This window comes from Candidatus Amarolinea aalborgensis (genome assembly GCF_900491745.1).
GTDB lineage: Bacteria > Chloroflexota > Anaerolineae > SSC4 > Amarolineaceae > Amarolinea > Amarolinea aalborgensis.
The window spans coordinates 24318-48611 of record NZ_UETR01000022.1 but is presented as its reverse complement, the minus strand read 5'-3'; the positions used below and the strand labels follow the sequence as shown (position 1 = coordinate 48611).

The window sequence follows — 24294 nt, the reverse complement described above, 5'->3', positions numbered from 1 at the left end:
TGTCTTGCGACGGGCTTGCCGCAGGGCAAACGGAAACAGTGGCTTATGTTTCAATCGCCCGCAGGCGATTCGTTGTCTTGCGACTCGCCTTGGTGCAGGACCCCGTACCTGCACCCATTCCCGGTTTCAATCGCCCGCAGGCGATTCGTTGTCTTGCGACGTTAGTCGTGGTATTTTTAATCACGGCGGTCCTCTTCGGGTTTCAATCGCCCGCAGGCGATTCGTTGTCTTGCGACCAAGCGCAAGCCCACCTCCCCCGAGGTGATTGATCTTGTTTCAATCGCCCGCAGGCGATTCGTTGTCTTGCGACAGGATATTTGACTCTCAATACTTCGGAGTCGCCCAACAAGTTTCAATCGCCCGCAGGCGATTCGTTGTCTTGCGACGGCGGGTACTCCTACGTCTTCGGCCCCCCGGTCGCGTTTCAATCGCCCGCAGGCGATTCGTTGTCTTGCGACACGCTTTCGGTGCCGGGCAGATCCCCCTGGATATCTGCGTTTCAATCGCCCGCAGGCGATTCGTTGTCTTGCGACTTGGGGAGCAGCGCGAGTTGCTCCCCACCCCCGATCCGTTTCAATCGCCCGCAGGCGATTCGTTGTCTTGCGACAAATTGAACTCGTATGCTCACCGGAAGTGGTGAGCTAGTTTCAATCGCCCGCAGGCGATTCGTTGTCTTGCGACCTGGGCCCGCTCGTGGGGCCATCGGATACAGGGGTGTTTCAATCGCCCGCAGGCGATTCGTTGTCTTGCGACTTATGTCGCGCAAGGTGTTCGTGTTGATCTCCCTCGTTTCAATCGCCCGCAGGCGATTCGTTGTCTTGCGACCCGGGCCGCTGATCGCCGTGGCCGTCCTGTTTATGTTGGTTTCAATCGCCCGCAGGCGATTCGTTGTCTTGCGACTTAGTCGCCAGAGACAAGGGAATGCCGGCTCACGAAGTTGTTTCAATCGCCCGCAGGCGATTCGTTGTCTTGCGACCCCGCCGCCCCCCACCCCCCTCACGCCCTTACCAACCGGTTTCAATCGCCCGCAGGCGATTCGTTGTCTTGCGACCACCCCGACCGCGACGCCGCTCGGCGACGCGGTGGTCAGTTTCAATCGCCCGCAGGCGATTCGTTGTCTTGCGACGGGGTACTCGCAGATGTGGCGGTCGCCGCCAACGGTGGGTTTCAATCGCCCGCAGGCGATTCGTTGTCTTGCGACTGGCAGCAGCGCGTGCGGGGCTCGAGACGTATAAACGGGTTTCAATCGCCCGCAGGCGATTCGTTGTCTTGCGACCAGAGCATCACATGCACGAACGCAAGATGTTCACGGGCGGTTTCAATCGCCCGCAGGCGATTCGTTGTCTTGCGACGAGTTCAACGAAATCCCCTTCAGCACGATTGATTTTGTTTCAATCGCCCGCAGGCGATTCGTTGTCTTGCGACACACCCTGCGCAAGAAACAGAGCAACGACAACGGCCAGTTTCAATCGCCCGCAGGCGATTCGTTGTCTTGCGACACGGCGTGGGACATTCGCTACGCCGGACGGTTTCTGTAGGTTTCAATCGCCCGCAGGCGATTCGTTGTCTTGCGACGACAACCTCGTCGCCGCCAACCCCTTCGTCGACTTTGTTTCAATCGCCCGCAGGCGATTCGTTGTCTTGCGACTTTGCTGTCAATGCAGTTGGCGCGAGTGGAGATCCTTACGGTTTCAATCGCCCGCAGGCGATTCGTTGTCTTGCGACCGGCAGCAAGTGTCACACCTGCCCCGATCGCCTCGGCGAGTTTCAATCGCCCGCAGGCGATTCGTTGTCTTGCGACTGGTGGGGTCGGCTGACGCGCGGGTTCTGAACCATAGAGTTTCAATCGCCCGCAGGCGATTCGTTGTCTTGCGACACGAATCGTACGTCTGATCCGGGGCACCGCTCGCTGGTGTTTCAATCGCCCGCAGGCGATTCGTTGTCTTGCGACTGCCCATGAATTCGGTCTATGACCTCAGCATCGCTGGTTTCAATCGCCCGCAGGCGATTCGTTGTCTTGCGACGCGGGGGCGGCTCTGGGGCCATTTGGACCCCGAGCCGCGTTTCAATCGCCCGCAGGCGATTCGTTGTCTTGCGACTGGCCGGCTGTTCGCCGGCATCGCTGTCCCCACAGCGAGTTTCAATCGCCCGCAGGCGATTCGTTGTCTTGCGACTTGTTTTTCGCGGTCAGCTTTCTGACCGCCCCGTCCGCCGTTTCAATCGCCCGCAGGCGATTCGTTGTCTTGCGACCGCCCCGTCCGCCTTCGCAGGCGGCGGGAGAACACCATGTTTCAATCGCCCGCAGGCGATTCGTTGTCTTGCGACGGAGAACCCATGATTAGACGAATCGTACGTCTGATGTTTCAATCGCCCGCAGGCGATTCGTTGTCTTGCGACGGCCACTCCGACCATGCCCCCCATCTGCGAGGGGGCGGTGTTTCAATCGCCCGCAGGCGATTCGTTGTCTTGCGACCAAGTTGGGTCGATGCGCGTCGAGGCCAGGACATCGCTGTTTCAATCGCCCGCAGGCGATTCGTTGTCTTGCGACTGTGCCGTCTGTAGACGGTTAACGTCGCACGACGACAAGTTTCAATCGCCCGCAGGCGATTCGTTGTCTTGCGACGCCAGTTTGTTTCCATCCCCCTTCTTGTGCTATCATTCCCGCAGCGCTTCATTATACCTTTCGGCCGTTCAGCCGTCGCTGCTGCCCTACGTCGAGGCCGGGGAAAAAGTTTGCGAAAACACCGCGTTGGAAACAAATCTTGATCATAGTATAGTGCGATCCCCCCAAGTCGTCAACTCGACGCGCACGCGGCCGCCGCCCTCATGCGGTCGCTCAGCGCCTGCACCACGGTGATTTCTGATGCCAACTCTACTCGATTGCCTTCATTTCACATCATTTCGCCACCTCTGGGCCATCGCCCAGGCCCATTTTCTGCTGCCCCCCCAACGCCATCCCCCCAAACAAGTCTGGATCGAGACCCTGCATGCCTTCCTCAGCGACCCCGCCAACCTGGAACGCCTCGTCTCTCAACTCTCCAACGCCGAACAAGACGCCCTGCACGCGCTGCTGGCGCTGCCCCACCCCGCGCTCGAACATGCCTTCTGCGCGCGTCATGGCGCCATTCGCCCCTACCGCCCCTGGGATCGTTCCAGTCCCTTGCCCGACCGTCCCTGGCGCTTCCCCGTCAGCAGCGCCGAACACCTCTGGTACCTTGGCTTGCTCTTTCCCGCCCCGCCCGATCGCCCCGGCGGCCAGCCGCGCTTGACCCTGGCCGCCGAACATCGCACGTTCCTGGCCGACTACTTCACCAAAATGACCCCTGCACGGCCTGCGGCTCCCGCCGGCCTGGCCTACGCGCCGTCTCTGTTCGACACCCTTTACGATCTCACTGTCCTGGTGGCCCTCTTGCATCAGCACGACGTCGCGCTCGTGCACCAACGCTGGTTGCCTCTCCCCTTCCTGCACCTCGTCAACCAGCAGACGCGCCAGCCCGCGTCCTTGCCCGCGCTTCGTTCTGAACTGCAAGCCCCACGCCTGCACTTCCTGCACTACCTGGCGCAAACGCTCGGCCTTCTCACCACCGCCGCGGATTTGCCCAAGCCCGCGCCGGCCCTCGCACTCTGGCTGCAGGCCGACCCCGCCGTACGCGTGCAGCAGCTCTGGCGCTCCTGGCTGCAACCAGATTCCTGGCGCGCATTTCGCCTGCCAGCCGCGACCGCCCCAGACCCTACCGCCCTGGTGCAGCACGTGCTGCGCGTGCTCGCCCTCGCGCCGGCCGCTGAATGGCGCACCATCCCCCAACTGCGCAGGGAACTCAAGCGCTTCATTCATCCTCAACCCGTCTGGTGGCAAGCGCCCACCGAAGATGAAAATCTGCCGCACATCCTGGCCGACCTGTTCCTCGGCCCGCTCGCCTGGCTCGGCATGGTCCACCTGCAAACCGAAACGCGCTTACAGATTCGCCTGACCGCCGCCGCACGCGCGTTCCTTGACGACGCGCCCTTGCCATCCATCCCCGCGCCGCAGCCTTTCGCCCTCAGCCTGGACCAGGAACGCATCACCCTGCGCCTGCCCAACAGCGACGCCGCCCTGGGCGCCGCCTCGGTTGACCTGGCGCGCCTCTTTGCGATCATCAGTCAGTTCGGCAGCCTCAGCTTTGGCCCGGATGACCTGGCTCTGGTCCTGGCCGGCGACACGACCCTCGACGCCGTTCTACACCTCCTCGATGGCGCCATCGGCCGCCCGCTTGACGCTGGCGAGTATGCAGTCGTAGCTGGCTGGGCCGCAACCCCGGCCCCCATCACCATTCACCGCCTCACCGTACTCGAGGCTGCGGACCCTGCCCACCTGACCGCGCTCACCACCCGTCGCGCCCTACGCCCCTTGCTCGGTCGCACCCTCAACCGACGCCTGGTCGTCGTCCCCGATCGCCTTCTCCCGCGCCTGGTCGGCCGCCTGCGCCGCCTGCGCATCCCTCACCGCCTGACCATCCCAGAGACGCGCGGCGGCGCGCGCGCCGGCAAGGCCAAGATCGCCGACAGCGGCTATCTCTACCTGGCCGGCCTGGTCTTTCAGCAGCTCAGCCGATTTACCGATTTGCCCATGCGCCTGCCGGCCGCGGTCCTTGACCAAATCGCCGCCAACCTCCCGCCCGAAACCGCCTCCGACCTGCACGCCCTGGCCGAAGAACTGCTGGCCCGCCTGCAAACCGCGTTCGACGGCTACTCCGGCCCACCGCTCGACAACCCCCACCCCGTCAACCTGGCCGACACCCAGGCCCGCCTGACGGCCGCCATCGCCGGCGAGCACAGCGTCGAGCTGACCTACTGGACCGCCTGGCGCGGCGAATTGACCCACCGCCGGGTTGATCCCTACCGCCTGGAAACCCGCGGCGCCGTCACCTACCTCGTCGCTTACTGCCACCTGCGCCGCGCCGAGCGCGTCTTCCGTCTCGACCGCATCATCGCCGTCGCCGACAGCGAACCATCGGCCACGATCGTTCAACCGCCGCCCACCGGAGCAACGACAGCGAACGACGATGACCTCATCGTCCCCTTTTAGACAATGCTGAATTCGGAAGGCTTGGCGTCTTCTCCGAAAACGCCGTGAAAGCACGTAGGTCACAGCTCCGCTGTGACAACGCCCGTCTTCCACACCACTCTCCCCGCCCCGCACATGTCCGGCGTCGCGCACTGCCGCCGCCGAATGAATTCGGGGCGAAGGGGCGTTCCGCCGCCAGGTCGGCCGCCGCCGACCGGTATCGCGTCTACGCAGGTAGACGCCCGGCGGTACGCCCATGAGGCGCGATTTCAATCGCCGGCCGTCGCCGACCGGCATCGCGTCCACGCTTGCCCTGAGCAAAGTCGAAGGGCAGTCACCGTAGGTCACAGCTCCGCTGTGACAACGCCCGTCTTCCACACCACTCTCCCCGCCGCACACATGCCCGGCGTCACGCACTGCCGCCGCCGAATGAATTCGGGGCGAAAGGGCGTTCCGCCGCCAGGTCGGCCGCCGCCGACCGGCATCGCGTCTACGCAGGTAGACGCCCGGCGGTACGCCCATCAGGCGCGATTTCAATCGCCGGCCGCCGTCGCCGCCCGGCATCGCGTCCACGCTTGCCCTGAGCAAAGTCGAAGGGCAGTCACCGTAGGTCACAGCTCCGCTGTGACAACGCCCGTCTTCCACAGCACATTCCCCGCCGCACACATTCTCGGCGTCGCGCACATTCTCGGCGTTACGCACAACGTCACACCGGAGGTGTGACCTACAACGGAACTGTGACAACGCCCGTCTTCCACACCACGTCCCCCGCCCCGCACATGTCCGGCGTCACGTACAACTCATTCATCGTTCAGCTTTCAGCATTCATCATTGCTACAAAATCCTCGCCGCCAGCCGTGGATCTTCCAGCCCCGTCTGCACCCCCATCACCAGCGCCTTCGGCAGGCACGACTCGCACAAGAAGTAAAAACGGACGCTGTCCTCCTCCTGGTTCACCAGTCGCGCCAACTTCTTGAGCAGCCGATCCATGTCCTTCCCCTTCAGATCGCACTCGAACACGCTGTACTGCACCCGCCGCCCAAAATCCAACAGCGTCTGCATCATCTTCGTGCGCCGCCGATCATCCGGAACATCGTAACACACCAGCACAAACTGCGTCGTCTTCGCCATGATAGACCCCTTACGCCTCGTACCCCTGGTAACTCGCCGCTTCTCCCAGCACCACATTCGCCAGGTGGCGCGCTTGCTCCTCGATGATGCGGCGCAGGGCGGTGGTCTCTTTCTTGCGTGGATAGAAAACCGGCGTCGCCATCTGCTTCTCGTGCGCCTCGATCAAGCGCCGGCGGCCGCCCTCCACCAGGTACACCCCTGGCGTTGCCCCTGACTCACGCCGAAAGTCCTGCGCGCTGAAGCGGTTTTGCAGGAACAACGGCGCCACGATGGCGTCCACCACCACCGGCCGGAACTCCTCCATCAGATCGAGCGCCAGCGACGGCCGGTTGTAATCAATCGTATGGAAGAAACCCAGGTAAGGGTCCAGGCCTACCAGGTTGACCATACCCAGCGCCGCGCTCTGCAGCAGCGCATAGCCAAAGCTGAGCGCGGCGTTGACGGCATCGGGCGGCGGGCGATACTGGCGGCCGTTGAAACCCCAGCTCGGCGGCAGCAGGTCTTTCAGCCCGCCGAAATAGGCGGCCGCGCCGCTCCCTTCATAGCCGCGCAGACTATCCAGATCCTTGGCCGCGCTCACCTGGCTTTCGATACCCTGCATCGTCTGCGTGGCCCGCTGCGCCGCGGCCTGCACCTTGCTGCCTCCCGCCGCGGCCAGGCGGCCCAACGTGCGCCGCTGATTGGCCAGCTTGGCCTGAATCGCCTGTTTCGCAATCGGCAGCGCGGTCTGTGGATTGCCCAGCACCTGGTACTGGCGATAGCGCAGCTGCGCAAAACCGAGCGCCGGCGGCGTCAAGCGCCCGCGATACTTACCATACGATGAGAAAAAAGCCACGTCCACTTCCTGCACCAGCAGTTGCGAAATCAACGCGGCTGACAACTGCACATTGCCCATCACCACCAACTGCTCCACGTGGATCAGCGGCATATCCAGAATCACATCCGACTTCTTCTCCACGATCAGGCGCTCGCCCTTCTTGTGCGCCATCGCGCCCTGATCGGTCAAATAGATGACCGGCATCGTCCCTCCTCACCCGAAATCGCTTAACGCAAGGACGCTGAGGCGCAAGGATGCAAAGGTATGCTCATATCTGGCACTCAGCGTTCAGCATTTTGCACTTTGTACTCTGCACTTTGCACTCGGCTAAAACCCCAGGACATGGTGCTTGTTGCCGATGAAGAACACCCCCAGGAACTGAAAACCCTCGTCGAAGCTGACCAACCGCGTCTTGTTGGGATTCAATTCCAGGCGCAGTTCGCGCAGTCCCTGTTCCACCTGCGCCAATGCGGCTTCCGCGTCCTGCCGTCGTGCGCACAGCACCACCAGGTCATCCGCGTAGCGCACCAGGTTCAGCTTGGCCTGCGTCAGCCGCACATCCAACGGATGCAGATAGATGTTCGCCAGCAGCGGCGAGATTGGCCCGCCCTGCGAGGTGCCCGCGGTGGGGCGCTGTCCCACCAGCGCGTTCATGATGCGCACCCGAATCCATCCCTCCAGCAGCCACAGCAGGCCGGGATCATCCAACTCACTGCGCAGCCGCTTGATCAGCAGGTCCGGGTCCACGCGCTCGAAGCACTTCTTGATGTCGGCATCCACCACCCAGCGTAACCCTTGATCGCGCAGCGCCAGGATACGCGCCGCGGCGTCTTGCACCCCGCGGCCGGGGCGAAAGCCAAAGCTGCAGTCGAGAAAGCGCTGCTCGAAAGTCGGCTCCAGGTATTCCACCACCGCGCGCTGCGCCACGCGGTCGCGGATCGTCCATTTCGCCAGCGGCCGCTGTCCCTCGCCGCTGCGCTTCGGCACCCACACCGTCTTCACCGGCGTGGGGCGATACGCGCCGCCGAGCACATCCTGGCGCAGCGCGGTCAGCTCCGCGTCGGCGTGCGCCGCGAAATCGTCCAGCGAAACCCCATCCACGCCAGGGCCGCCGCCGTTGGCCTTGATGTGCAGCCACGCGCGCGCCAGGTTCGCCGGCGTAAACGCCTCCTCCAGCCCCGGCGTCTTGCTCGCTGCCGGCTCGCCCGGCTTGACTGCACGCGGCGCGCCGGCGGAGGCAGCATGGGGTTTGTGATCTAGGCGCAAACGGTTGGCAGTCTGGCGCCGCGCCGCGGCCAGATCATTGAACACGGCGCCTGCGCTGCGCCCACTCCGCGGCTTTTGTCGCGTAGGCGGCGGCCTGGGAGCGAACCGCGGTTTGGGTCGCGTGACGCCCGTTCCTGCTCCACCTTCATCGGCCGGCGTGGAATCAACCGCACGCGGCGCGCCTGGTTCCAGCCCAGGCTCGACCGGCGCGTCCTTGCGCGCAGCGGCAGAGGTCGTCTCCACAGTCCCCTCGCGCGCCTGGCGCCGTGCGTCGCGTGCCTCCAGGCGCTTGAATACTCGCCGCATCCCACGTGTTGGGTCCATGGTTACAGATCCTCCCCGCAGTGGATGCAGAAGCTGCGGCCGGCGGGCGTCTGCTTCTGGCAGCGCGGGCAGGTGACGCGATCTCCCGCCGCGCTCGTTTCATCGCTTGCGGTCTCATCGTCGGCCGCATCCTCGTCCTCGTCATCGTTCCGCGTGCGCTCGTCAGCCGTCCCATGGATGGACGCCGGCCGGCGACGCGCGCGTCGCGTGGGCGTTGGGCCAGGCGCCGACGGCAGAATCACCGTCGGCGTCACCGGCTCCATGCGTCGGCGTTGGCCTGCGCGGTGCCCAGGGCTGTGTCCATGCCTTTCTCATACATGCCTGCATGCGCTCGGCATAGCGTTCTCGCAAGGCCGCCTGCTCCGCGCCCATCGCCTTCATTTCGGCTAACAAGCGTTCGTATACCGGCTGCGCCTGACCAGCTTCCCCGCTCGCGGCTTGCGCTTTGAACTTCTCTCCCAGCGCGCGCGCCAGATCGGGCGACAGCGCGGCCATGACCATTTCCAACTGTGCGGGCGACAGGTCGCGCGCCTGCGCCAGCAGCGCCACATCCTTCAGCAGCCGCGCCTGCTCCGGCGTCGTCGCCAACGCCATCAGCCCGGCCACGCCCTGCTCGGCCAGCGTACGGGTGCGCGTGATCTCGAACTCCTGGCGCTGGCGTTCCTGCTCCAACTCATGCCGCTTGCGTTCCATTTCCAGGCGATGGCGCTCCGCCTCCTCGCGCAGCCGCCGCTCCAGGTCCGCGGTGGCGCGCGCCACCTCCTGCTGGATTTCGGCGGCCTTGCGCTCCAACTCCATGCGCATACGTTCGGCGTCTTCCTTGCGCCGCACCGCCTGCATACGCTCCAGGGCCAGCGCGCCCAATTCCACATCCAGGCGATCTTCCTCGCGCTCCAGGCGATCAAGTTCCGCCTGGGTTTTGGCCTTGGCCTTGGCGATCTCCAGCTCGCTCAAGGCATCTTGCAGCTTGCCTTCACGTTGCGCGGCCTGCGCGGCGCTCTGCTGTGCGCGCTGCACCGCAGCCTCCTGCGTGCGCCGGTCCAACTCCGCCTGCCAGCGTCGCGTTTCCAGCGCCATCATCCCCTGCAGGCGCTGACTCTCGATCTCCTGGTTGCGCGTCAGTTCCACCTGCTCGATATCTTTGCGCAGCGCCAAGTCACCCAGGCGCACCTCGCGCTGGCGCTCCAACTCCACACGCGCCAACAGATGCGCGCGGCCGGCCTGGCGATCGGCGCCCTGCTCGGCCAGCAGCTGCTTCAGCGTGCTGATCTCGTGCTCACGCAGCGCGTGCGTGCGATCCACCTCGGCCACCATCGCAGCCAGCGCCTCGGCATTGTGAATTTCATCCATGCGGTCCGAGAGCAGCACCTCACGCAGCTGCGCCCACACACGCACACGTTCGCGATGCACGGCCACCTGACGGACTTCCTCAGCCACTTCCTGGATAGCCTGCGCGGAAAACACATCGGCCAGGCGTTGGCGGCCGTGCAGCTTGGCCTCCGCTTCGCTGACCAGCAGCCAGTACTCGCCCTGCAACTGGCGCACCCCTTCCAGTCGCTCGCTGCGATAATCGGCCGTGCGCAGGCTCACAAAGGCCAATCCCCAGCGCGCCAGCGTGAGCGCCAGCCGGCCGCCAATTTCGCTCTCCAGGCGGCTGCGCGGGTCATTGGCGCCGGTCAGATCGGCCGCCGCGCAAGTCGCCATCACGGTGCGACAAGCCTCCGTGACCTCACCCGCCAGCAAGGCGCGCAGGGCGCCCACGCTCATCTGGGTTTGCCCTTTCAACACATTGACCAGAAAAGCTTGCGTATCGGTCAACCGCAGCAGCACGGTTGCGGTCAACGCCACCGGGATTGGGTCGCTGGTGAACAAGCCGCTCAGCTCGAAAGTCAGCGACACGTCGCCGGCATCTACGAGGATCGCCGTAAACCGGTTGGGCGCGCCCGGCCAATGCAGCGCGCCCAAGAAGGTGTGCAGTGTATAGCGTCCCGCGCCCAGCTGCCCGGCTGCAGCCACGCCATCCTCCAGGATCAACGCGCGCACGCCTGGTTCCACCACCAGCGACTTGCTGAAAAAGCCGGGCACGTCGTGGACATCCACCCGCGTGGCAAAGTCATCTGCGCCGCGCGCCCAGCGGTTCTCCTGGATCGGCGCGCGCTGCGCGGCCACGGGCGCGCGGCAAAACGGACAGAAGTGAGCGTCGGCCGGGATCGCCTTGTGACATGATGAACACGTCAACGAGGCCGTCGCCAGCGCGGCGCGGCAGTAGGGGCAGAACTTGGCGTCGGCCGGCACACTGCGCCGGCACGACGGACACGCAATCGTAGACATGGTCAGATCCTTTCTATACTCACGATTCGAGATTCGAGCGACCGAGGTCGCACCTGATGGGCGTTCCGCCGGGCGTCTACCGGCGTGGACGCGATGCTGGCCGGCGCAGCGATTGAAATCGCACCTGACGGGCGTACCGCCGGGCGTCCACCGGCGTGGACGCGATGGCGGCCGGTGCAGGCCGGCGATTGAAATCGCACCTGATGGGCGTTCCGCCGGGCGTCTACCTGCGTAGACGCGACCGCGGTCGTCACGCCCTTTCGCCCCGAATTCATTCGGCGGGCGGCTGCGCCGGCATGGACGGCCATCGCGGCCGGCGCGGGTTGGCGATTGAAATCGCGCCTGATGGGCGTTCCGCCGGGCGTCTACCTGCGTAGACGCGATGGCGGCCGGCGCAGGCCGGCCTTGTGGCGGCACGCCCCTGCGCCCCGAATTCATTCGGCGGGCGGCTGCCGGCATGGACGGCCATCGCGGCCGGCGCGGGTCGGCGATTGAAATCGCACCTGATGGGCGTTCCGCTAGGCGTCTACCTGCGTAGACGCGATGGCGGCCGGCGCAGGCCGGCCTTGTGGCGGTACGCCCTTTCGCCCCGAATTCATTCGGCGGCGCGGCCGGCATGGACGGCCATCGCGGCCGGCGCGGGTGGGCGATTGAAATCGCACCTGATGGGCGTTCCGCCGGGCGTCTACCTGCGTAGACGCGATGGCGGCCGGCGCAGGCCGACGATTGAAATCGCACCTGATGGGCGTTCCGCCGGGCGTCTACCTGCGTAGACGCGATGGCGGCCGGCGCAGGCCGGCCTTGTGGCGGTACGCCCTTTCGCCCCGAATTCATTCGGCGGCGCGGCCGACATGGACGGCCATCGCGGCCGGCGCGCGTGGGCGATTGAAATCGCACCTAAAGGGCGTTCCGCCGGGCGTCTACCTGCGTAGACGCGACCGCGGTCGTCACGCCCTTTCGCCCCGAATTCATTCGGCGGGCGGCGCGGCCGACATCGAAGGCGCCTCCGCCTCATCCATCGTCACCTCTTCGTACGTCTCCTCCCACTCTGCGATCAAGGTTTCAGCCGCATGATGCTGCTTCTGGTTCTTGACGTATGCCACGATTTTATCCACGTCCCATCGGCTCACGGTGAATGCGCCGTAGCTGCCTTGCCACTTGAACGGCGTCTCCGGGTGCAGCACCTCGTTGACAAAATGGGAGGAAGCGCCTTTGATCTGCTTTGTTATCTCGGCAATTGTCACAGTAGTCGGCATGATGAGGAGCACATGTACATGATTCGCTGTCCCGTTCAGCGCCAGCACAATGCACCGCATCTTGATCGCCTCGCTCTCGATTTCCCGATACAGATACCGTTCGATATCGGGCGTAATCATGGGCAGCCGGTCCCATGTGACCCAGACCAAATGCAAGAAAAGACATAACTTGTTGCGTCTCACAATACACCTCCTTTTGCGATCGAATTCACCTCCGCCGGGCGATTGAAATCGCACCTGATGGGCGTTCCGCCAGGCGTCTACCTGCGTAGACGCGATGGCGGCCGGCGCGGGTTGGCGCGCGTGGGCGATTGAAATCGCACCTAATGGGCGTTCCGCCGGGCGTCTACCTGCGTAGACGCGACCGCGGCCGGCGCAGGCCGGCGATTGAAATCGCACCTGATGGGCGTTCCGCCAGGCGTCTACCTGCGTAGACGCGACCGCGGCCGGCGCGGGTTGGCGATTGAAATCGCACCTGATGGGCGTTCCGCCGGGCGTCTACCTGCGTAGACGCGATGGCGGCCGGCGCGGGTCGGCGATTGAAATCGCACCTGATTGGCGTTCCGCCGGGCGTCTACCTGCGTAGATGCGACCGCGGCCGGCGCAGGCCGGCCTTGTGGCGGCACGCCCCTGCGCCCCGAATTCATTCGGCGGGCGGCTGCGCCGGCACGGACTTTGCTCAGGGCAAGCGTAGACGCGACCGCGGCCGGCGCAGGCCGGCCTTGTGGCGGCACGCCCCTGCGCCCCGAATTCATTCGGCGGGCGATTGCGCCGGCATGGACGGCCATCGCCGCCGGCGCAGCGATTGAAATCGCACCTGATTGGCGTTCCGCCGGGCGTCTACCTGCGTAGACGCGACCGCGGCCGGCGCAGGCCGGCCTTGTGGCGGCACGCCCCTGCGCCCCGAATTCATTCGGCGGGCGGCTGCGCCGGCGCGCCCCTGCGCCGTGAATTCATTCGGCGGCCCACTCTCCTTCGATCGGTTCATCGTCCCCAGGGCGGGCCGCAGACGCCGCGGGGGGTGGCGCGGCCGTCAACAGGCGACGACTGCCCGTCCCCACGTCTGGCCGGCCCTTGTCCAGCATATCCACCAGGCGTTCCAACTCCTCTTGTTCGAGAATGTCGCCCTTCCTCTGTAGAAACTCCTGGATCAACTGCAGCCGCGCCTCGGCGTAGCGCAGTTCGAGCTGCTTATCCTGGTCCATCTGCTGCACCTGCATATCAGCCATGCGGCGGATTTTTTCCATTTCCTGGGTATGCACCATCTGCAGATAGCTGCGGCGAAACTCCGGGTCTTGCACCAGCAAAGAGGCGGGGTTTTTGGGGTCCATGTGTTCCATCTGCATCGCCAACAAACGCAGCTCGTGCTCTTTGCGCCGCGTTTCCGCCTCCATGCGGTGGCTCTCACGCGCCTTCTCGGCCTCCGCCTCCATCTCTTCACGTTGGATCTGGCTTTGCAGTTTCTTTCGGCTGGCATCCAGCGTCGCCTGGGCGATTTCCACTGCGATCTCCTCCTTGCGAATATCCTGGCTCTTCTGGCTCTCCAGTTGATCCAGGCTGTCCTGCAAGTCGCGCTGCTTCTGCGCCTCCAGATCGCGCTTGATCTGAATCGCCACAATTTCCTCCAGCGATTTGCGCACCGCTTCGGGCAGCTCAAAATCCAACGCCACTTTCTCCACGCCTAGCCCGAGATGCGGCCGGTCGCCCAGGGCCATGGCCATCGCTTCGCCCTTTGCCAGGTTGGTGTCAATCTCCTGGTAGCGCAGCAGCGTACTAAAGAATTTCTGCAGCTCCGCGCCGATCTCCTCGCACAGGCGCTTCAGCGGGTCCTGGTTGATGTTGCGCACGATCTTCTCCGGGTCGAGAATGTGAAAATAGAGCTTGATCGTGGCGTTCAGCTCCGACACACGATCGCCCAGGCGAAAGTTGGCTTTGGTCTCGAATGGCCGCGCCTCTTCCAGGTTGACGAGATAGCCAATCGTGCGCTCATCGTCGTTGCGCAGCTGCATCTGCAGCCTGGCGCGATCAAGCGTAGACAGCTTGTCGCTGGCGCGCAGGACGCGCTGCGGCACCGGCTGTTGGCCAATGCGCTTACAGATAAACAGCATCATCCCGCTCAAATCCATCTGGCTGCGGACAAATTCGCGCAGTTCGACCACATCCAGCGCCTGCACGGCCTGGCTGTTCAATAGATAATTTTCGTTTGCCATCGTCATGTACTCCTCTGCTAGAAAACAAGTGACAGAAAAGTCGTCCCGTAGGGACGCCTGCCCTTAGCCGAGATTCGGCGTTACGCATGTCGTCCCGTAGGGACGATTGAGCTTGCCCCGCACATTCCACTCGTCGTATCCGACGCCGTGCCAGCTAAGTTCCGGCGTCCCTGCGGGGCGTGCCTTGCGAACTTGGCGTCTGCGCGGTTCAGTTCTTGCTCACGGCGCGTGCCAACAGCGCCTCGGACAGCGCTGCGGCGCCAGGGTGACGGCGGCGGTCGGCGCGCCAGCGCTGCAGGCCGGTCTCGAAGTAGCGCGGCGCGTTGCGCACTGGCCCCTGCGCCAGGCGCCGCCACACCTGCTCGATCAATTGTTGAACGGCCGCACGCGCAGGCTCATGCTCCGCAGCATCCTCCGCCCATGTTTGCAGGATGTCGAGCACCACGCGGTGCTGCCGCTGATTCTGCTGCCACACCCCGTACCAGCCCAGAAACGCCTGCGTCACGCTGTCTACCAGTAGACTCATTTCCTCGCCCGCCAGCGCCAGGCGCGTCATCTCATGATACGGCCCGCCCGTGGCGCGCTGGCGTTCCGCCTGCGCCAGATCGTCATACACATCCATCACCTGCGCCCAGGCCAGCGCCGCGGTCAGCCGCAGCGTGTGACTGGGGAGTTCCGCGGCGTGCATCCACTCGGTCAGCGCACGCAGCACCGGCCGCAAATGCCCTTGCAGACTGAGCACCACCAGGGTGAAGCTGAAGGCGGGCAGCACCTGGCCCACTGCGTCGCGGTCTTTCACCAGGTGAAAAGCCAGCCCCAGGCGTTTGAGTTCCGTCAGCGCCAGGTCAATGCGCTGCTGCCCGACGATCTTGAGCGCGGCCGCCACGGTCCACTGCCGCTTCCAACGATCGCCGCCCGTGGGCCGCGTCTCAATCCAGGTGTGCAGCATTTGCAGCGCCTCGGCGCCTGCGCCTCCTTCAGCCAGCACGGCATCCAGCGCGTAACCCACGGTCGCGCGCAAGAAGGCGGCGTCGCTGTCCCGCCAGCGTTCGAGCACCGGCTGCAGCAGGCGACCGAAGTCCAACGTGCCGATGGCGCCGAGCGCGCGTGCGGCCGCGATCCGCACCTCCAGGTTGCCCTCTTTGACCAACGTTTCCAGCATCGGCGCCAGACCGAGCAGCAGCGCGTGATGGTTCTCCTGCAAAAAGCCCAGCATGGCCGGCTGCAGCTCAGCATCCTCGAAACGCACGCGGCGCACCAGCGCCACGCCTGTTTCCAGGCGCGCCTCCACCGACACCACCTCGCCATGCACGGCCAGCAGCAGGTCCGCATCGTTGTCGGCAAAGAGACTGGGCAGAGGCGTTGGCGGCGCGTTCGCCGGCGTGGGCGCTGCCGCGGCCGAGGATGCGGCGGGGACGGACGGTTGACGGCTCTCCTGCACGGCCAGTCCATGCGCGCACAGCAGATCATACAGCCGCCAGAAGTCGGTCAGGCGGGCGTCGTGAAACAGGCAGAGCGTCACGGCCAACCAACGCAAGCGGTCATCCGCGAGGCCCTTGAACAACGCGCGGGCCTCTGCGCGCACGTCGAGCGCGGTCGCTACCAGGCGCTCGGCCAATCGCCAGTTCGCCTCCACGTCATCCGGCCGGCACTGCTCAGCCAGGCTGCGCGCATAGAACTGGGCGAATTTGGCAATCCGCCGCGGCAGGCGCAGGCGTTGGGCCAGCCATTCCACGCGCTCCCGCAGGCCAGCGCGCAGCTGCTGCCAGGTCTCATCGCCAACTGCCCAGGTCACGTGGCGCTCCAAAACCTGGGCTGGCGGCGGCATGCCGATCTCGACCAGCGCGCCGGCTTCGTGCAAGGCGTGACGCACGCCGGCGTTGGCCACTAACGGCGAAGTTTGGCTGCACACCAGGATCAAGGTGCTGTTGACCTGCGCAAGAGTGGCGCGAATGCGCGTGACTGATGGCTGCTGGCGCTCCTCGCTGAGCTCCCGCGCCATGGCGCTGGCCGTCTCACCCTGATCGTAAACCATGAGGATGGCGTGAGCCGCCTGCTCGCCGCTTAGCAGGCTGCGCGTGGAGACGACCAGGCGCTGGGGCAAGGTGCAGAGGCGCGGCGCCGGGCCATGCCGGGCCTGCTGATCGCGCAGCTGCAGCGCCAGGGCCAGGGCCGTGGTGTAGCAGCCGCTGCCAGGCGCGCCCGTCAGCACCAGCAGGCGCCGGGTCAACGCCGCGTGGGCCGCATCCAGGCCGGGCGGGGCGACGAACACCCGCTGCACCATCTCCAGTTCCTCGGCGCCGACAACAAATTCGTTCAAATCGAGCTTGATCTCGGCCGCCAGCGCGCCGCCGGCCAGCGCCAGGCTTTCCGCGTCAACAGCCGCGCCGGTTTCTTGCCCGCTGACGCGGATCAGGTCGGCCAGCTTCTGGGGCGCGATGCTGATCGTAATGTTGTTCACCGTGCGCGATTCGTCGTGCACGCGCACGACGCCGGCGTCGCCGCCTACGTTGACGCCGGCCCCCGGCGGCGATGGCGCTGGCGCGGTCAGCGGCGTCTGGCACTTGGCGCAAAAGAGGGCGTCATCCGGATTTTCATACTGACAGGCAGAGCAAGATCGCATCAAGAACTCCTTGCGGCAGAGTTTTGCCACGAATTCCACGAAAAAGGAGGAAAGAAAAAGCCAGGTTCTTTCATCCCTGGCTTTTCCCCCTGTGACCATTTGGTTTTGAGTTGATGCGGGGGAATCGTCAGTATGGCAGTTATGGTTCAGGCCAGCGGCGCCGCGCTTGTCCCATGCCGATGGTCGTCTGTGTGCCCACGCCGCTGAAGAGGGCGAAATCGGCCAGCAGATTGAGCGCCATCAACCAATAGCGATCCTTGCGCACGGCCGTGTACTGGGCCATGCCTTCCGCGCCGATGTACAGGCCGCTGTTTTTGGTCTGCACCGGCCGCGTGTGCAGGTCATAGCGGCTCAGCGCGACGCTCTCTTCCGCAAACTGGCGCGTATCCGGCGCCAGCGGAATGGGGCTGAACGCGTTCCAGCGATCCACCAGGCTGCCGAAGACCAGGTAGGGCAGCGGCACAGGCATAGTCAGCCCCTTGGACGAAAAGGCCGTGGGGCTGCCAAACTCCAACTGCACCTGGGCTGGCGCCTCCTCCGCCATCTGCACATGATAGCTGAGCAGCTCCTGGTAGGCGGTCTGCCCGGTCCAGCCGTGCGCGTCCGCGTCGCAGATCGCGTCCGTCACCTTGAACGTCTCCCCGTCCAACTCCCAGGTGGCGGGCGGGTCTTCCAGCAGGCCGCGGCGCAGCGCCTGGCTGATGCGCGCCTCCAGTCCGGTCACGCGCACCTGCACCGTTTCGCCGGCGCGGATGAGCGATTGGCCCCCGCGCGGCAGGTGATTCAGCAGCGACGAACAGGTCAACGGCTTTGGCCCCTCGCCCGCGTGCGCGACATCGCCGAGCCCCGGATCCACGGCTTCCAGCCGGCGCAGCGTAGCCGCATAGTTTGCACGCCCCAGGTGCGGCGGCAGGGACAGGTTACGATCCGCAGTCAGTTTGAGTACAATGGCAATGAGCATAGACAGTCCTTCTTCATGAACCAGAGAGAGGCTCACGAACACCTGAATGGTTTTCCGAAGTCTACAGTACGACCGCCGTATTTCCCTTCGATTTAACAGGATTCAGATTGAGGTTGATTACGAATTGACGTGCATCGTGATCAATCAAGAGCAAGCCGGGCTGCTTGTCAACTTCGATGATATCGCAATGCAGCGTATCATAGGGGCTAACCAGCCCCTTCAAGAACACCGATAGGTCTGATGGCTCCCCTAGTATTTCCTTCGCTTTGCCGGCCGACACTTTGCGCCGTACAAGGTCTTCGTTGTTACGCCGAACGATAGCTATCCATCGGCCGTAGCGCCATTCGTCCCAGGTTCGTCGTATGAACTGAGCGACGAAAACGCCAACAACGACAACAATGATCTCTGTTACAAGGTTGATGATGACCCCACTGGTAAGTTCAGGCCACGCTGGCATAGATCCCTCCATTGACTGCAATTACACACAAGATGATACGAATTTGCATTGAGTATCAGACGTTGGTGAGAACAGCCCCTCGTAGCGCAATGGGCGTGACGCCCGCGCTCCCAGCATGTGACGCTCTCTTTTTAGGCACTTGTTTAACCCACGCAGCTGGAGTATAATCCCGGTGCAATTTTGATTACAAGGACGCCGATCATGACGAAACAATCGGTCACGCTCAAACTGTCAGAGCCGGTTTTCCGCTATCTTCAGCAAATCGCCATCGCCACGCAGCGGCCCCTGGAGCAGGTGGTTCGCCAGAGCGTGGAGGGCAATCTGCCGCCCGCGGTTGCCACGGCGCCAACGAGCATGCAGGCCGAGTTGCTGGCTATGCAAGTCCTTCCCCTGGTCGAGTTGCAGCGTGTGGCCGACAGCCAGGTTCCCCTCGAACAGCAGGCCCGCCACATGACACTGCTCGAAAAAAACAGTGTAGACTTCCTCTCCGCCGACGAGCGCAATGAACTTGCCGCGCTCCGTGAAGCGGCCGACCACTTGATGCTGCGCAAAGCCTACGCCTGGGCGGCGCTTCGTTGGCAAGGGCAACCTGCGCCAGAACCGAACGAGCTGCCGTTGAAATCCGGGTGACTGCCTTGCCGGAAACGTTGCGCCGGCAAGTCTGCGAACGGGTCGGCCAACGCTGCCAGTATTGGACCATGCCGCGTCACGTTTTCGGAATGCCGTTAGTGGTTGATCACATGGCTTGACCCATACAGGCATCAACTCTGCATAGCCCGCATCACGAGTTCCTCGCCTTCAGCCAGTGTTTCGGGCAGCAAACCGCGCACCGACTCCTTCTCGATCGTCAGTGCTCGGTGATAGGTGCCGTCCTTGAATTCATAAAGATGTACTGGGACCCAATTGTCAAAAACGGCCCCAATTCCCGCAGCCAAAGAGACGGGACCTTTGTAGAACAGATGCAATTCGGTCAGGCCGGTCTTGGTCAATTCATCCTTCTTCTTGAGGAGTTCACGCATGAGCAATGGATAACGATTCATCGGGACGAATTCTGGATGATCTAAGTCTTCGACCGGCATGTCCATGCCCTGTGCCTTGAGATACTGCTCAACCTGGCCTCGGATGCCCCCAGCAAGCCCGATTGCCAGGGCTGCTGGCGCACTACCACTGGCGCGTTTCTGCTTACTTATCCACTGCGTCAGTCGGCGTCGCGTGCTGAGCAACACCACGATCGCAAAAATGGCGGTCCCGATCTGAATTACATTGGCAATCCAACTCAGGGCGTGTTCTACGTTATCCATTTCAGCCTCCACCTCGTTCTCTGCGATACCCCCGCGCCTGTTCACGCACCGCTTGCAAATTGATGATCTCCGCCACCTCGAAGCGCGGTGGGGTGCTGCCGGCCACGGGGCGCAGGCGCAGGATGGCCGGAAAGTAGCCCAGGCGGCCGTGCAGTTCGGCCAGCAGCAGCGCCGCGCTGAAGTTGAGCGCAGGCAGGTTGACCAGCAGCGCCGCGGTTTGCCACGTCTCCGGGGTCAGCCCGGCCGCATCGGCCAGCGCCGTCACCTGCGGCGCCAGCGGCTGTTGCACATCCACCTGGTTAGGAATCGCAATTACCTGCACCTCGTCGTCGCCCGTGAGCGCGCGGATGGCCTCCAGGTGGGCGTCGGTCAGGGGGTGGGAGAAGTTGAGAAGGAGCATGATGATCACCTCAAACCGGATAACCAATAGAGCTGATTGCAAAGCTCATCGGCTGCCATGTGGTTCAACACGTTGAGCAGGCGCCGCACCACCTCGCCCACGGGCGCTTGCTCGCACAGGAGAATGCCCCAGTGGGATCGCTGCGTTTCGAGGCTTTCCCGATGCAGATTCAGGAAATCCACCGCGTTGAAGGTCAGCAAGGCTCGCCCGTCTGCCGCTGCGCGCGTCAGTTGCTCGGCGTCCGATACGCCCCGGCGACCCACCTCGTGCGCGCTGACGGCGTCGAAGCCACGCGCACGCAGGGCGACCGCCACAGCAGGATGGACGTCTTCGTCGAGATAGAGCCGGATGAAGAGGGAAGGCGTGGCGGTCATGGTGCAGGTCAATCCGCCAGGGTGATGCGACCATCGGCCGCTACCTGCAAACCATATCGTTCGACCAGCCGCTCCAATTGGTTCTCGCGGATGTCCTGCTCGATTTCGTCCACATGATCGTAATAATAGCTCAGGGTCTCGTGAATTTGCGCCAGGGTCAGGTTCGGCAGGGCGGTGGCGACCTCTTCGGCGCTCAGGCCGAGCTTGTGATAGCCAACGATGGCCTTGACCGGCACACGCGTGCCGCGGATGATCGGCTGGCCGCCGCAGATGCCCGGCACGCGTGTCACATAGCGATAGGACCCCGCCCCGGCCGACGACACCGCCTCCCTGGCCGGCGCCTCCCTACCGACCTGGTAGGTTGCAGCCGCCTCATGGAGTTGTGCGCGTTGTGTCGTCCGCGGCATGGCCTCCTCCGCCTGCTCCTTGCCGACCTCCACCAGGTGCTGATAGCGGTCGTATGGCACCATGGCCGCCTGCGGCCTCCCATAGCGCTCGATGATCACATCTTCCCCGCGCAACGTCCGCTCCAATGCTGCGCCGAAGTTTTGCTGCACCTGGCTGGAATTGAGAATGATAGGCATGCGGCTTCTCCTTAGGCGTATCTTATCTAAGTTATCTAACTTAGATAAGTATAGCCCTCGCGCACCGACTTGTCAAGACATATCTGCAAGGGGGCGCATCTCAGGATAGGGGGGAAGACCGCGCGGTTACAGTCGGATTGAACACCTGGGAAATGGCTGTGCGATACGGCGCCACCATCTCCGTCGGCGTCCCGCCCAGCAGGCGCGTCGTCAGAAAGAGCCTGTTGTCCGCGTTCAGCGCATACAGGTCATGCAGGAGGAGCAGGAAGTCATCCGGCTGCAAGTCCTTGAGCCGCGCCTTCACGTGCGTCCAGGTGTAGGTGAGTTTGGTGGGCATGGCGTGCCTAGTTGATTACGGTGGTCTCACTCGCGTGTGGTAATGATCGCTGTGCGGTTGAGCCTGAGCACAGCGATCATCGCCAGATTCGACGCTGAATTTGATAGTTGTGCTTGGCTTGGATAGCTGGTGGCCCCAAGCCAGGGGGTAAGGCTTGCGAGATGTCGTCGGCCAAGAATGCTACATTAGCGTGCATTCGCCCGCCGCTGAATGTACGCCCCCAACCCACGATCGAGCAGCAGCGATGACAGGGGATGCTCGCAGGGGGAAGGAGAGGATGGTGGGAGCGCAAAGAGATATCGTGTACGCATTACAGATCGCAAATCGGGAAATCTTGTTCGTGAAGTATCCAGTGCATGTTTGGTGTCCAGTTTTTAGACATTGTGACCGATACGAACTGAAGGTTATGGTCGGTGACTATGGTCTCGGCGAGTGGCAACAAGGACGTTGCATTAGTCACCAGATAACCCTTTGCTTCCACAAACAGGTTTGTCCTTTTCACTTCGAAGGCCTGAGCAGCCTCTACCCGGCGTGCCAGTTTCGCCACCTTGTCCTCGATCGTTGGCTGCCCCTCATTCCCTTCCTCCCTCAGTTCACACTCTGCTATCCAAACATACCGCGTCCCGTTCACATCCAAGTAAATGTAACAGTCGATTTCTGCTGCTTCAACACCGTCGGAGTCCCGGTAATGGTACACCTCGCTTGGAGTTATTCGTTCAAAACAGGGCATGACGCTGTATTTCTGGTATACTCGTTGCATCAAGATTCCGCGCACTTGATCTTCAAAAACCCTGGTGTGAAGCCCGGCAACGATCTCGTTCTTCGTTGGTAAACCGATCTGCGTCGCCAATTGCAGAGTAAACGGTTTGTGCAGATGGTCACGGAAAAACTTGCGAAGAATTTTGTCTACCCCTCTTTTGTGCAAACCACGCTTCCGGATTGTATCTTCTCCCACCAGGAGCAAGGTGATTGCTGGCCCGTCTGGCGAAGCCGCCATGGCGATCAATGCAGGTTCTACGGGTGTATGGCAACAGTGTCTGGCAATTTCTGACTGAAGCTCGGCAGACATGTGCGATGAGATCACATGTACTCTTGGGTTCCGCTCTCGTTGATTGAAGATGTCTTGCAGTATCTTCTTCAGACTATTATCTAGGCTGCTTGACGTGAGGAGTTGAACATACTCCCTCTCAACATCGGCACCATCCAAAGCCACCGCACGCTCGTTTTGTTTCTTCGGGTGGGTCCAGATGTCGAAAAGTGCAACCTGGCAGCGCGGATCGGTAGCGCTAGCTATCCAAACATCTGGGTCTATAGCAAATACTTGGACCGCCACTTCAGCCGTCCTTTCTCATGCTAGCCAATCGTACCCGCATGCGCTCAGCGGTTTCGATCATGTCGTCGCTGAAAAAGTCCTCGAAGCCCTCGGGCGTGCTCAGTAAATCCCCGTATGGCCCCACTTCGATCTGCGTTGTGGTGCTGACCCCGTCTTTTCGATTAACGAAGTAAACCGCGAGCTGATTGGGCAACAACATCTGTCCGCGCTCCCCAATAGGTATCTCGCCCGCGGTGGTTCTGGCAATCTGTTTTTGCAATCTAAGCAACAGATGCTCACTGTGCGTTTCGATGATGCAATTGACTCCTCGTTGCTTTGCCGCGATGAACAAATCTCCTAATCTGGCCTGAGCCCGAGGGTGAAGATGCAGTTCTGGTTGCTCCCCAACGACCGCCGTCCCCGGTAGGCCCACCACCATCTGGATGATGATGGGCAAAATCTGAGCAGCGCCCACACCTACATCGCTCAGGTTGATAGCAAGTCCTACACCGCGTTCGCGAAGCTGAACCTGAAACTCCGTCAAGATGGCGTCCGCTGATGACCGGCGTATGGCGCGAGCTTCTACCCCCAAATCCAGATGGACAAGCCAGTGATCAATCTCCGCTAACTGATCTGGTGGGAGTCGTCCGCTGAGGAACTTGAGAAATGCTTCGAGGCCATGCAACTCCCAACGCTTCTGTGTTGAGCGGTCGAAGGTATACACACGTTGTGATTCTGGCCGAATTGCATCCAGAAAGACAAGTCTGGCCAGATAATCCCTTATCTCCTCTCTGATCTCGCCCAGTAACGATTCCGCTTGCCACAACTCTTCTTGAAGCCAGGTGGATTTTTCGGCCCGGACATCGAAGCGACTGAGCTGCGGCAAGAAGCCTGAGATGCGGGAGATATTCACCCCTGTCCAACGGTTACGCAATTCTTCGTCCTCCGCTGGCGAGAGGCAATCACTGGACAAGTACCACTCATCGTTGTTAAACAACCGGCTCAATTCCGCATCCAGGCGGTAAGCACCCAATATGTTCAAACGATCCTGGTCATCTTTGCCCGACAATGCAGCAACGTGCACCGCGACCAACTGGACCGTGTCGTCATCGCCGAGGGAGAAAGCGAGTTCGATCTCGGCCCAATCAGCCTCATCGGTGACTTCGGCTCTCCATGCCGGGTTTCGGCGTACTGCATTGACACGTATCTCTCGCAGATATTTCAGTGGCCCGCAGCGAAAACCAAAAACCATAGACTTGCTCTTGTCCTGGTCGTGTACCACGCTAGCGAATTCGCCAAGATCTATCCCATTCTCGTCAGTGAAGATCAAGGGTTCATCATTGGCGCGCGGGTTCAGACTTTGCCTTAACAAGCGTAAGGCCCGTAGAATGGTGCTCTTGCCGCTGGAGTTGCGTCCGAATAACAGAGTGATCGGGTGAAGCTCGACCCAACCAGTATCCCTGAACGCCATGAAGTTCTGAAGACGGATCGCTTTGACGGTCACATAGCCTCCCCGGTAGTTTTTGACCTGCGGCGCCACCAATGCAAGGGCCACTGTCGCGTCGC

General features: G+C 62.8%; 18 protein-coding genes and 1 CRISPR repeat array. Of the genes, 2 read left to right on the top strand and 16 right to left on the bottom strand.

Translation table 11 applies throughout. The annotated features are described in order from the left end of the window. Positions 1-47: 47 nt before the first annotated feature. Positions 48-2623: a CRISPR direct-repeat array (repeat unit 37 nt; unit sequence GTTTCAATCGCCCGCAGGCGATTCGTTGTCTTGCGAC). A gap of 240 nt (positions 2624-2863) precedes the next feature. Further along, positions 2864-5065 carry a WYL domain-containing protein gene (locus ACPQ6D_RS18720; protein ID WP_423225870.1) on the top strand — a complete coding sequence of 734 codons (2202 nt, stop codon included), beginning with the start codon at positions 2864-2866 and terminating at the stop codon, positions 5063-5065. Between the two features lie 813 nt (positions 5066-5878). Here the strand turns inward: ACPQ6D_RS18720 and cas2 are convergent. The 9 genes from cas2 to ACPQ6D_RS18675 form a co-directional block, all read right to left on the bottom strand. Continuing rightward, positions 5879-6175: a CRISPR-associated endonuclease Cas2 gene (gene cas2, locus ACPQ6D_RS18715; protein ID WP_423225869.1), complete on the bottom strand. Its 297-nt coding sequence runs from the start codon at positions 6173-6175 to the stop codon at positions 5879-5881. Positions 6176-6185: 10 nt separating this feature from the next. Then, positions 6186-7196 (bottom strand): CRISPR-associated endonuclease Cas1, encoded by a 1011-nt coding sequence (cas1, locus tag ACPQ6D_RS18710; protein ID WP_423225868.1) that lies wholly within the window; start codon positions 7194-7196, stop codon positions 6186-6188. A 123-nt stretch (positions 7197-7319) separates the two neighbouring features. After that, positions 7320-8582 carry a reverse transcriptase domain-containing protein gene (locus tag ACPQ6D_RS18705; RefSeq protein ID WP_423225867.1) on the bottom strand — a complete coding sequence of 421 codons (1263 nt, stop codon included), beginning with the start codon at positions 8580-8582 and terminating at the stop codon, positions 7320-7322. 162 nt (positions 8583-8744) lie between these two features. Further along, a complete protein-coding gene (locus ACPQ6D_RS18700) occupies positions 8745-10913 on the bottom strand; it encodes a double zinc ribbon domain-containing protein (protein ID WP_423225866.1) in 2169 nt (722 codons plus the stop codon). 968 nt (positions 10914-11881) lie between these two features. Continuing rightward, positions 11882-12352 carry an IS200/IS605 family transposase gene (tnpA, locus tag ACPQ6D_RS18695; RefSeq protein WP_423225865.1) on the bottom strand — a complete coding sequence of 157 codons (471 nt, stop codon included), beginning with the start codon at positions 12350-12352 and terminating at the stop codon, positions 11882-11884. Between the two features lie 770 nt (positions 12353-13122). Further along, entirely contained in the window at positions 13123-14379 is a 1257-nt protein-coding gene (locus ACPQ6D_RS18690; protein WP_423225864.1) for a hypothetical protein, read from the bottom strand. 208 nt (positions 14380-14587) lie between these two features. Beyond that, a complete protein-coding gene (locus tag ACPQ6D_RS18685) occupies positions 14588-17002 on the bottom strand; it encodes a hypothetical protein (RefSeq protein ID WP_423225863.1) in 2415 nt (804 codons plus the stop codon). Positions 17003-17141: 139 nt separating this feature from the next. Then, positions 17142-17963, bottom strand: a complete 822-nt coding sequence (cas6, locus tag ACPQ6D_RS18680) for a CRISPR system precrRNA processing endoribonuclease RAMP protein Cas6 (protein WP_423225862.1) — start codon at positions 17961-17963, stop codon at positions 17142-17144. A gap of 61 nt (positions 17964-18024) precedes the next feature. Then, positions 18025-18420 (bottom strand): hypothetical protein, encoded by a 396-nt coding sequence (locus ACPQ6D_RS18675; protein WP_423225861.1) that lies wholly within the window; start codon positions 18418-18420, stop codon positions 18025-18027. Between the two features lie 201 nt (positions 18421-18621). Here ACPQ6D_RS18675 and ACPQ6D_RS18670 point away from each other — a divergent pair, with 201 nt between their 5' ends. Beyond that, a complete protein-coding gene (locus ACPQ6D_RS18670; protein WP_423225860.1) occupies positions 18622-19050 on the top strand; it encodes a hypothetical protein in 429 nt (142 codons plus the stop codon). Positions 19051-19181: 131 nt separating this feature from the next. Here ACPQ6D_RS18670 and ACPQ6D_RS18665 read toward each other — a convergent pair whose 3' ends face one another. The 7 genes from ACPQ6D_RS18665 to ACPQ6D_RS18635 all read right to left on the bottom strand — a co-directional run bounded on the left by ACPQ6D_RS18665 (position 19182) and on the right by ACPQ6D_RS18635 (position 24283). Then, entirely contained in the window at positions 19182-19721 is a 540-nt protein-coding gene (locus tag ACPQ6D_RS18665; RefSeq protein WP_423225859.1) for an SAVED domain-containing protein, read from the bottom strand. A gap of 1 nt (position 19722) precedes the next feature. Continuing rightward, positions 19723-20121 (bottom strand): CRISPR-associated protein Csx15, encoded by a 399-nt coding sequence (gene csx15, locus ACPQ6D_RS18660; protein WP_423225858.1) that lies wholly within the window; start codon positions 20119-20121, stop codon positions 19723-19725. 5 nt (positions 20122-20126) lie between these two features. Next, positions 20127-20495, bottom strand: a complete 369-nt coding sequence (locus ACPQ6D_RS18655) for a DUF5615 family PIN-like protein (protein ID WP_423225857.1) — start codon at positions 20493-20495, stop codon at positions 20127-20129. A gap of 8 nt (positions 20496-20503) precedes the next feature. Next, positions 20504-21079 carry a DUF433 domain-containing protein gene (locus tag ACPQ6D_RS18650; RefSeq protein ID WP_423225856.1) on the bottom strand — a complete coding sequence of 192 codons (576 nt, stop codon included), beginning with the start codon at positions 21077-21079 and terminating at the stop codon, positions 20504-20506. 100 nt (positions 21080-21179) lie between these two features. Further along, positions 21180-21416 carry a hypothetical protein gene (locus ACPQ6D_RS18645; RefSeq protein ID WP_423225855.1) on the bottom strand — a complete coding sequence of 79 codons (237 nt, stop codon included), beginning with the start codon at positions 21414-21416 and terminating at the stop codon, positions 21180-21182. A gap of 310 nt (positions 21417-21726) precedes the next feature. Continuing rightward, the gene (locus ACPQ6D_RS18640) at positions 21727-22749 is read right to left on the bottom strand and encodes a hypothetical protein (protein ID WP_423225854.1); all 1023 of its coding nucleotides are present in this window, start codon (positions 22747-22749) and stop codon (positions 21727-21729) included. Position 22750: 1 nt separating this feature from the next. Further along, positions 22751-24283, bottom strand: a complete 1533-nt coding sequence (locus tag ACPQ6D_RS18635; RefSeq protein WP_423225853.1) for an AAA family ATPase — start codon at positions 24281-24283, stop codon at positions 22751-22753. Positions 24284-24294 lie beyond the last annotated feature (11 nt).

Bases quoted from the DNA above. Each gene is read 5' to 3' on its own strand.
- ACPQ6D_RS18720 (WP_423225870.1), top strand. From the start codon at position 2,864: ATGCCAACTCTACTCGATTGCCTTCATTTCACATCATTTCGCCACCTC.
- cas2 (WP_423225869.1), bottom strand. From the start codon at position 6,175: ATGGCGAAGACGACGCAGTTTGTGCTGGTGTGTTACGATGTTCCGGAT.
- cas1 (WP_423225868.1), bottom strand. From the start codon at position 7,196: ATGCCGGTCATCTATTTGACCGATCAGGGCGCGATGGCGCACAAGAAG.
- ACPQ6D_RS18705 (WP_423225867.1), bottom strand. From the start codon at position 8,582: ATGGACCCAACACGTGGGATGCGGCGAGTATTCAAGCGCCTGGAGGCA.
- ACPQ6D_RS18700 (WP_423225866.1), bottom strand. From the start codon at position 10,913: ATGTCTACGATTGCGTGTCCGTCGTGCCGGCGCAGTGTGCCGGCCGAC.
- ACPQ6D_RS18690 (WP_423225864.1), bottom strand. From the start codon at position 14,379: ATGGCAAACGAAAATTATCTATTGAACAGCCAGGCCGTGCAGGCGCTG.
- ACPQ6D_RS18685 (WP_423225863.1), bottom strand. From the start codon at position 17,002: ATGCGATCTTGCTCTGCCTGTCAGTATGAAAATCCGGATGACGCCCTC.
- cas6 (WP_423225862.1), bottom strand. From the start codon at position 17,963: ATGCTCATTGCCATTGTACTCAAACTGACTGCGGATCGTAACCTGTCC.
- ACPQ6D_RS18675 (WP_423225861.1), bottom strand. From the start codon at position 18,420: ATGCCAGCGTGGCCTGAACTTACCAGTGGGGTCATCATCAACCTTGTA.
- ACPQ6D_RS18670 (WP_423225860.1), top strand. From the start codon at position 18,622: ATGACGAAACAATCGGTCACGCTCAAACTGTCAGAGCCGGTTTTCCGC.
- ACPQ6D_RS18665 (WP_423225859.1), bottom strand. From the start codon at position 19,721: ATGGATAACGTAGAACACGCCCTGAGTTGGATTGCCAATGTAATTCAG.
- csx15 (WP_423225858.1), bottom strand. From the start codon at position 20,121: ATGCTCCTTCTCAACTTCTCCCACCCCCTGACCGACGCCCACCTGGAG.
- ACPQ6D_RS18655 (WP_423225857.1), bottom strand. From the start codon at position 20,495: ATGACCGCCACGCCTTCCCTCTTCATCCGGCTCTATCTCGACGAAGAC.
- ACPQ6D_RS18650 (WP_423225856.1), bottom strand. From the start codon at position 21,079: ATGCCTATCATTCTCAATTCCAGCCAGGTGCAGCAAAACTTCGGCGCA.
- ACPQ6D_RS18645 (WP_423225855.1), bottom strand. From the start codon at position 21,416: ATGCCCACCAAACTCACCTACACCTGGACGCACGTGAAGGCGCGGCTC.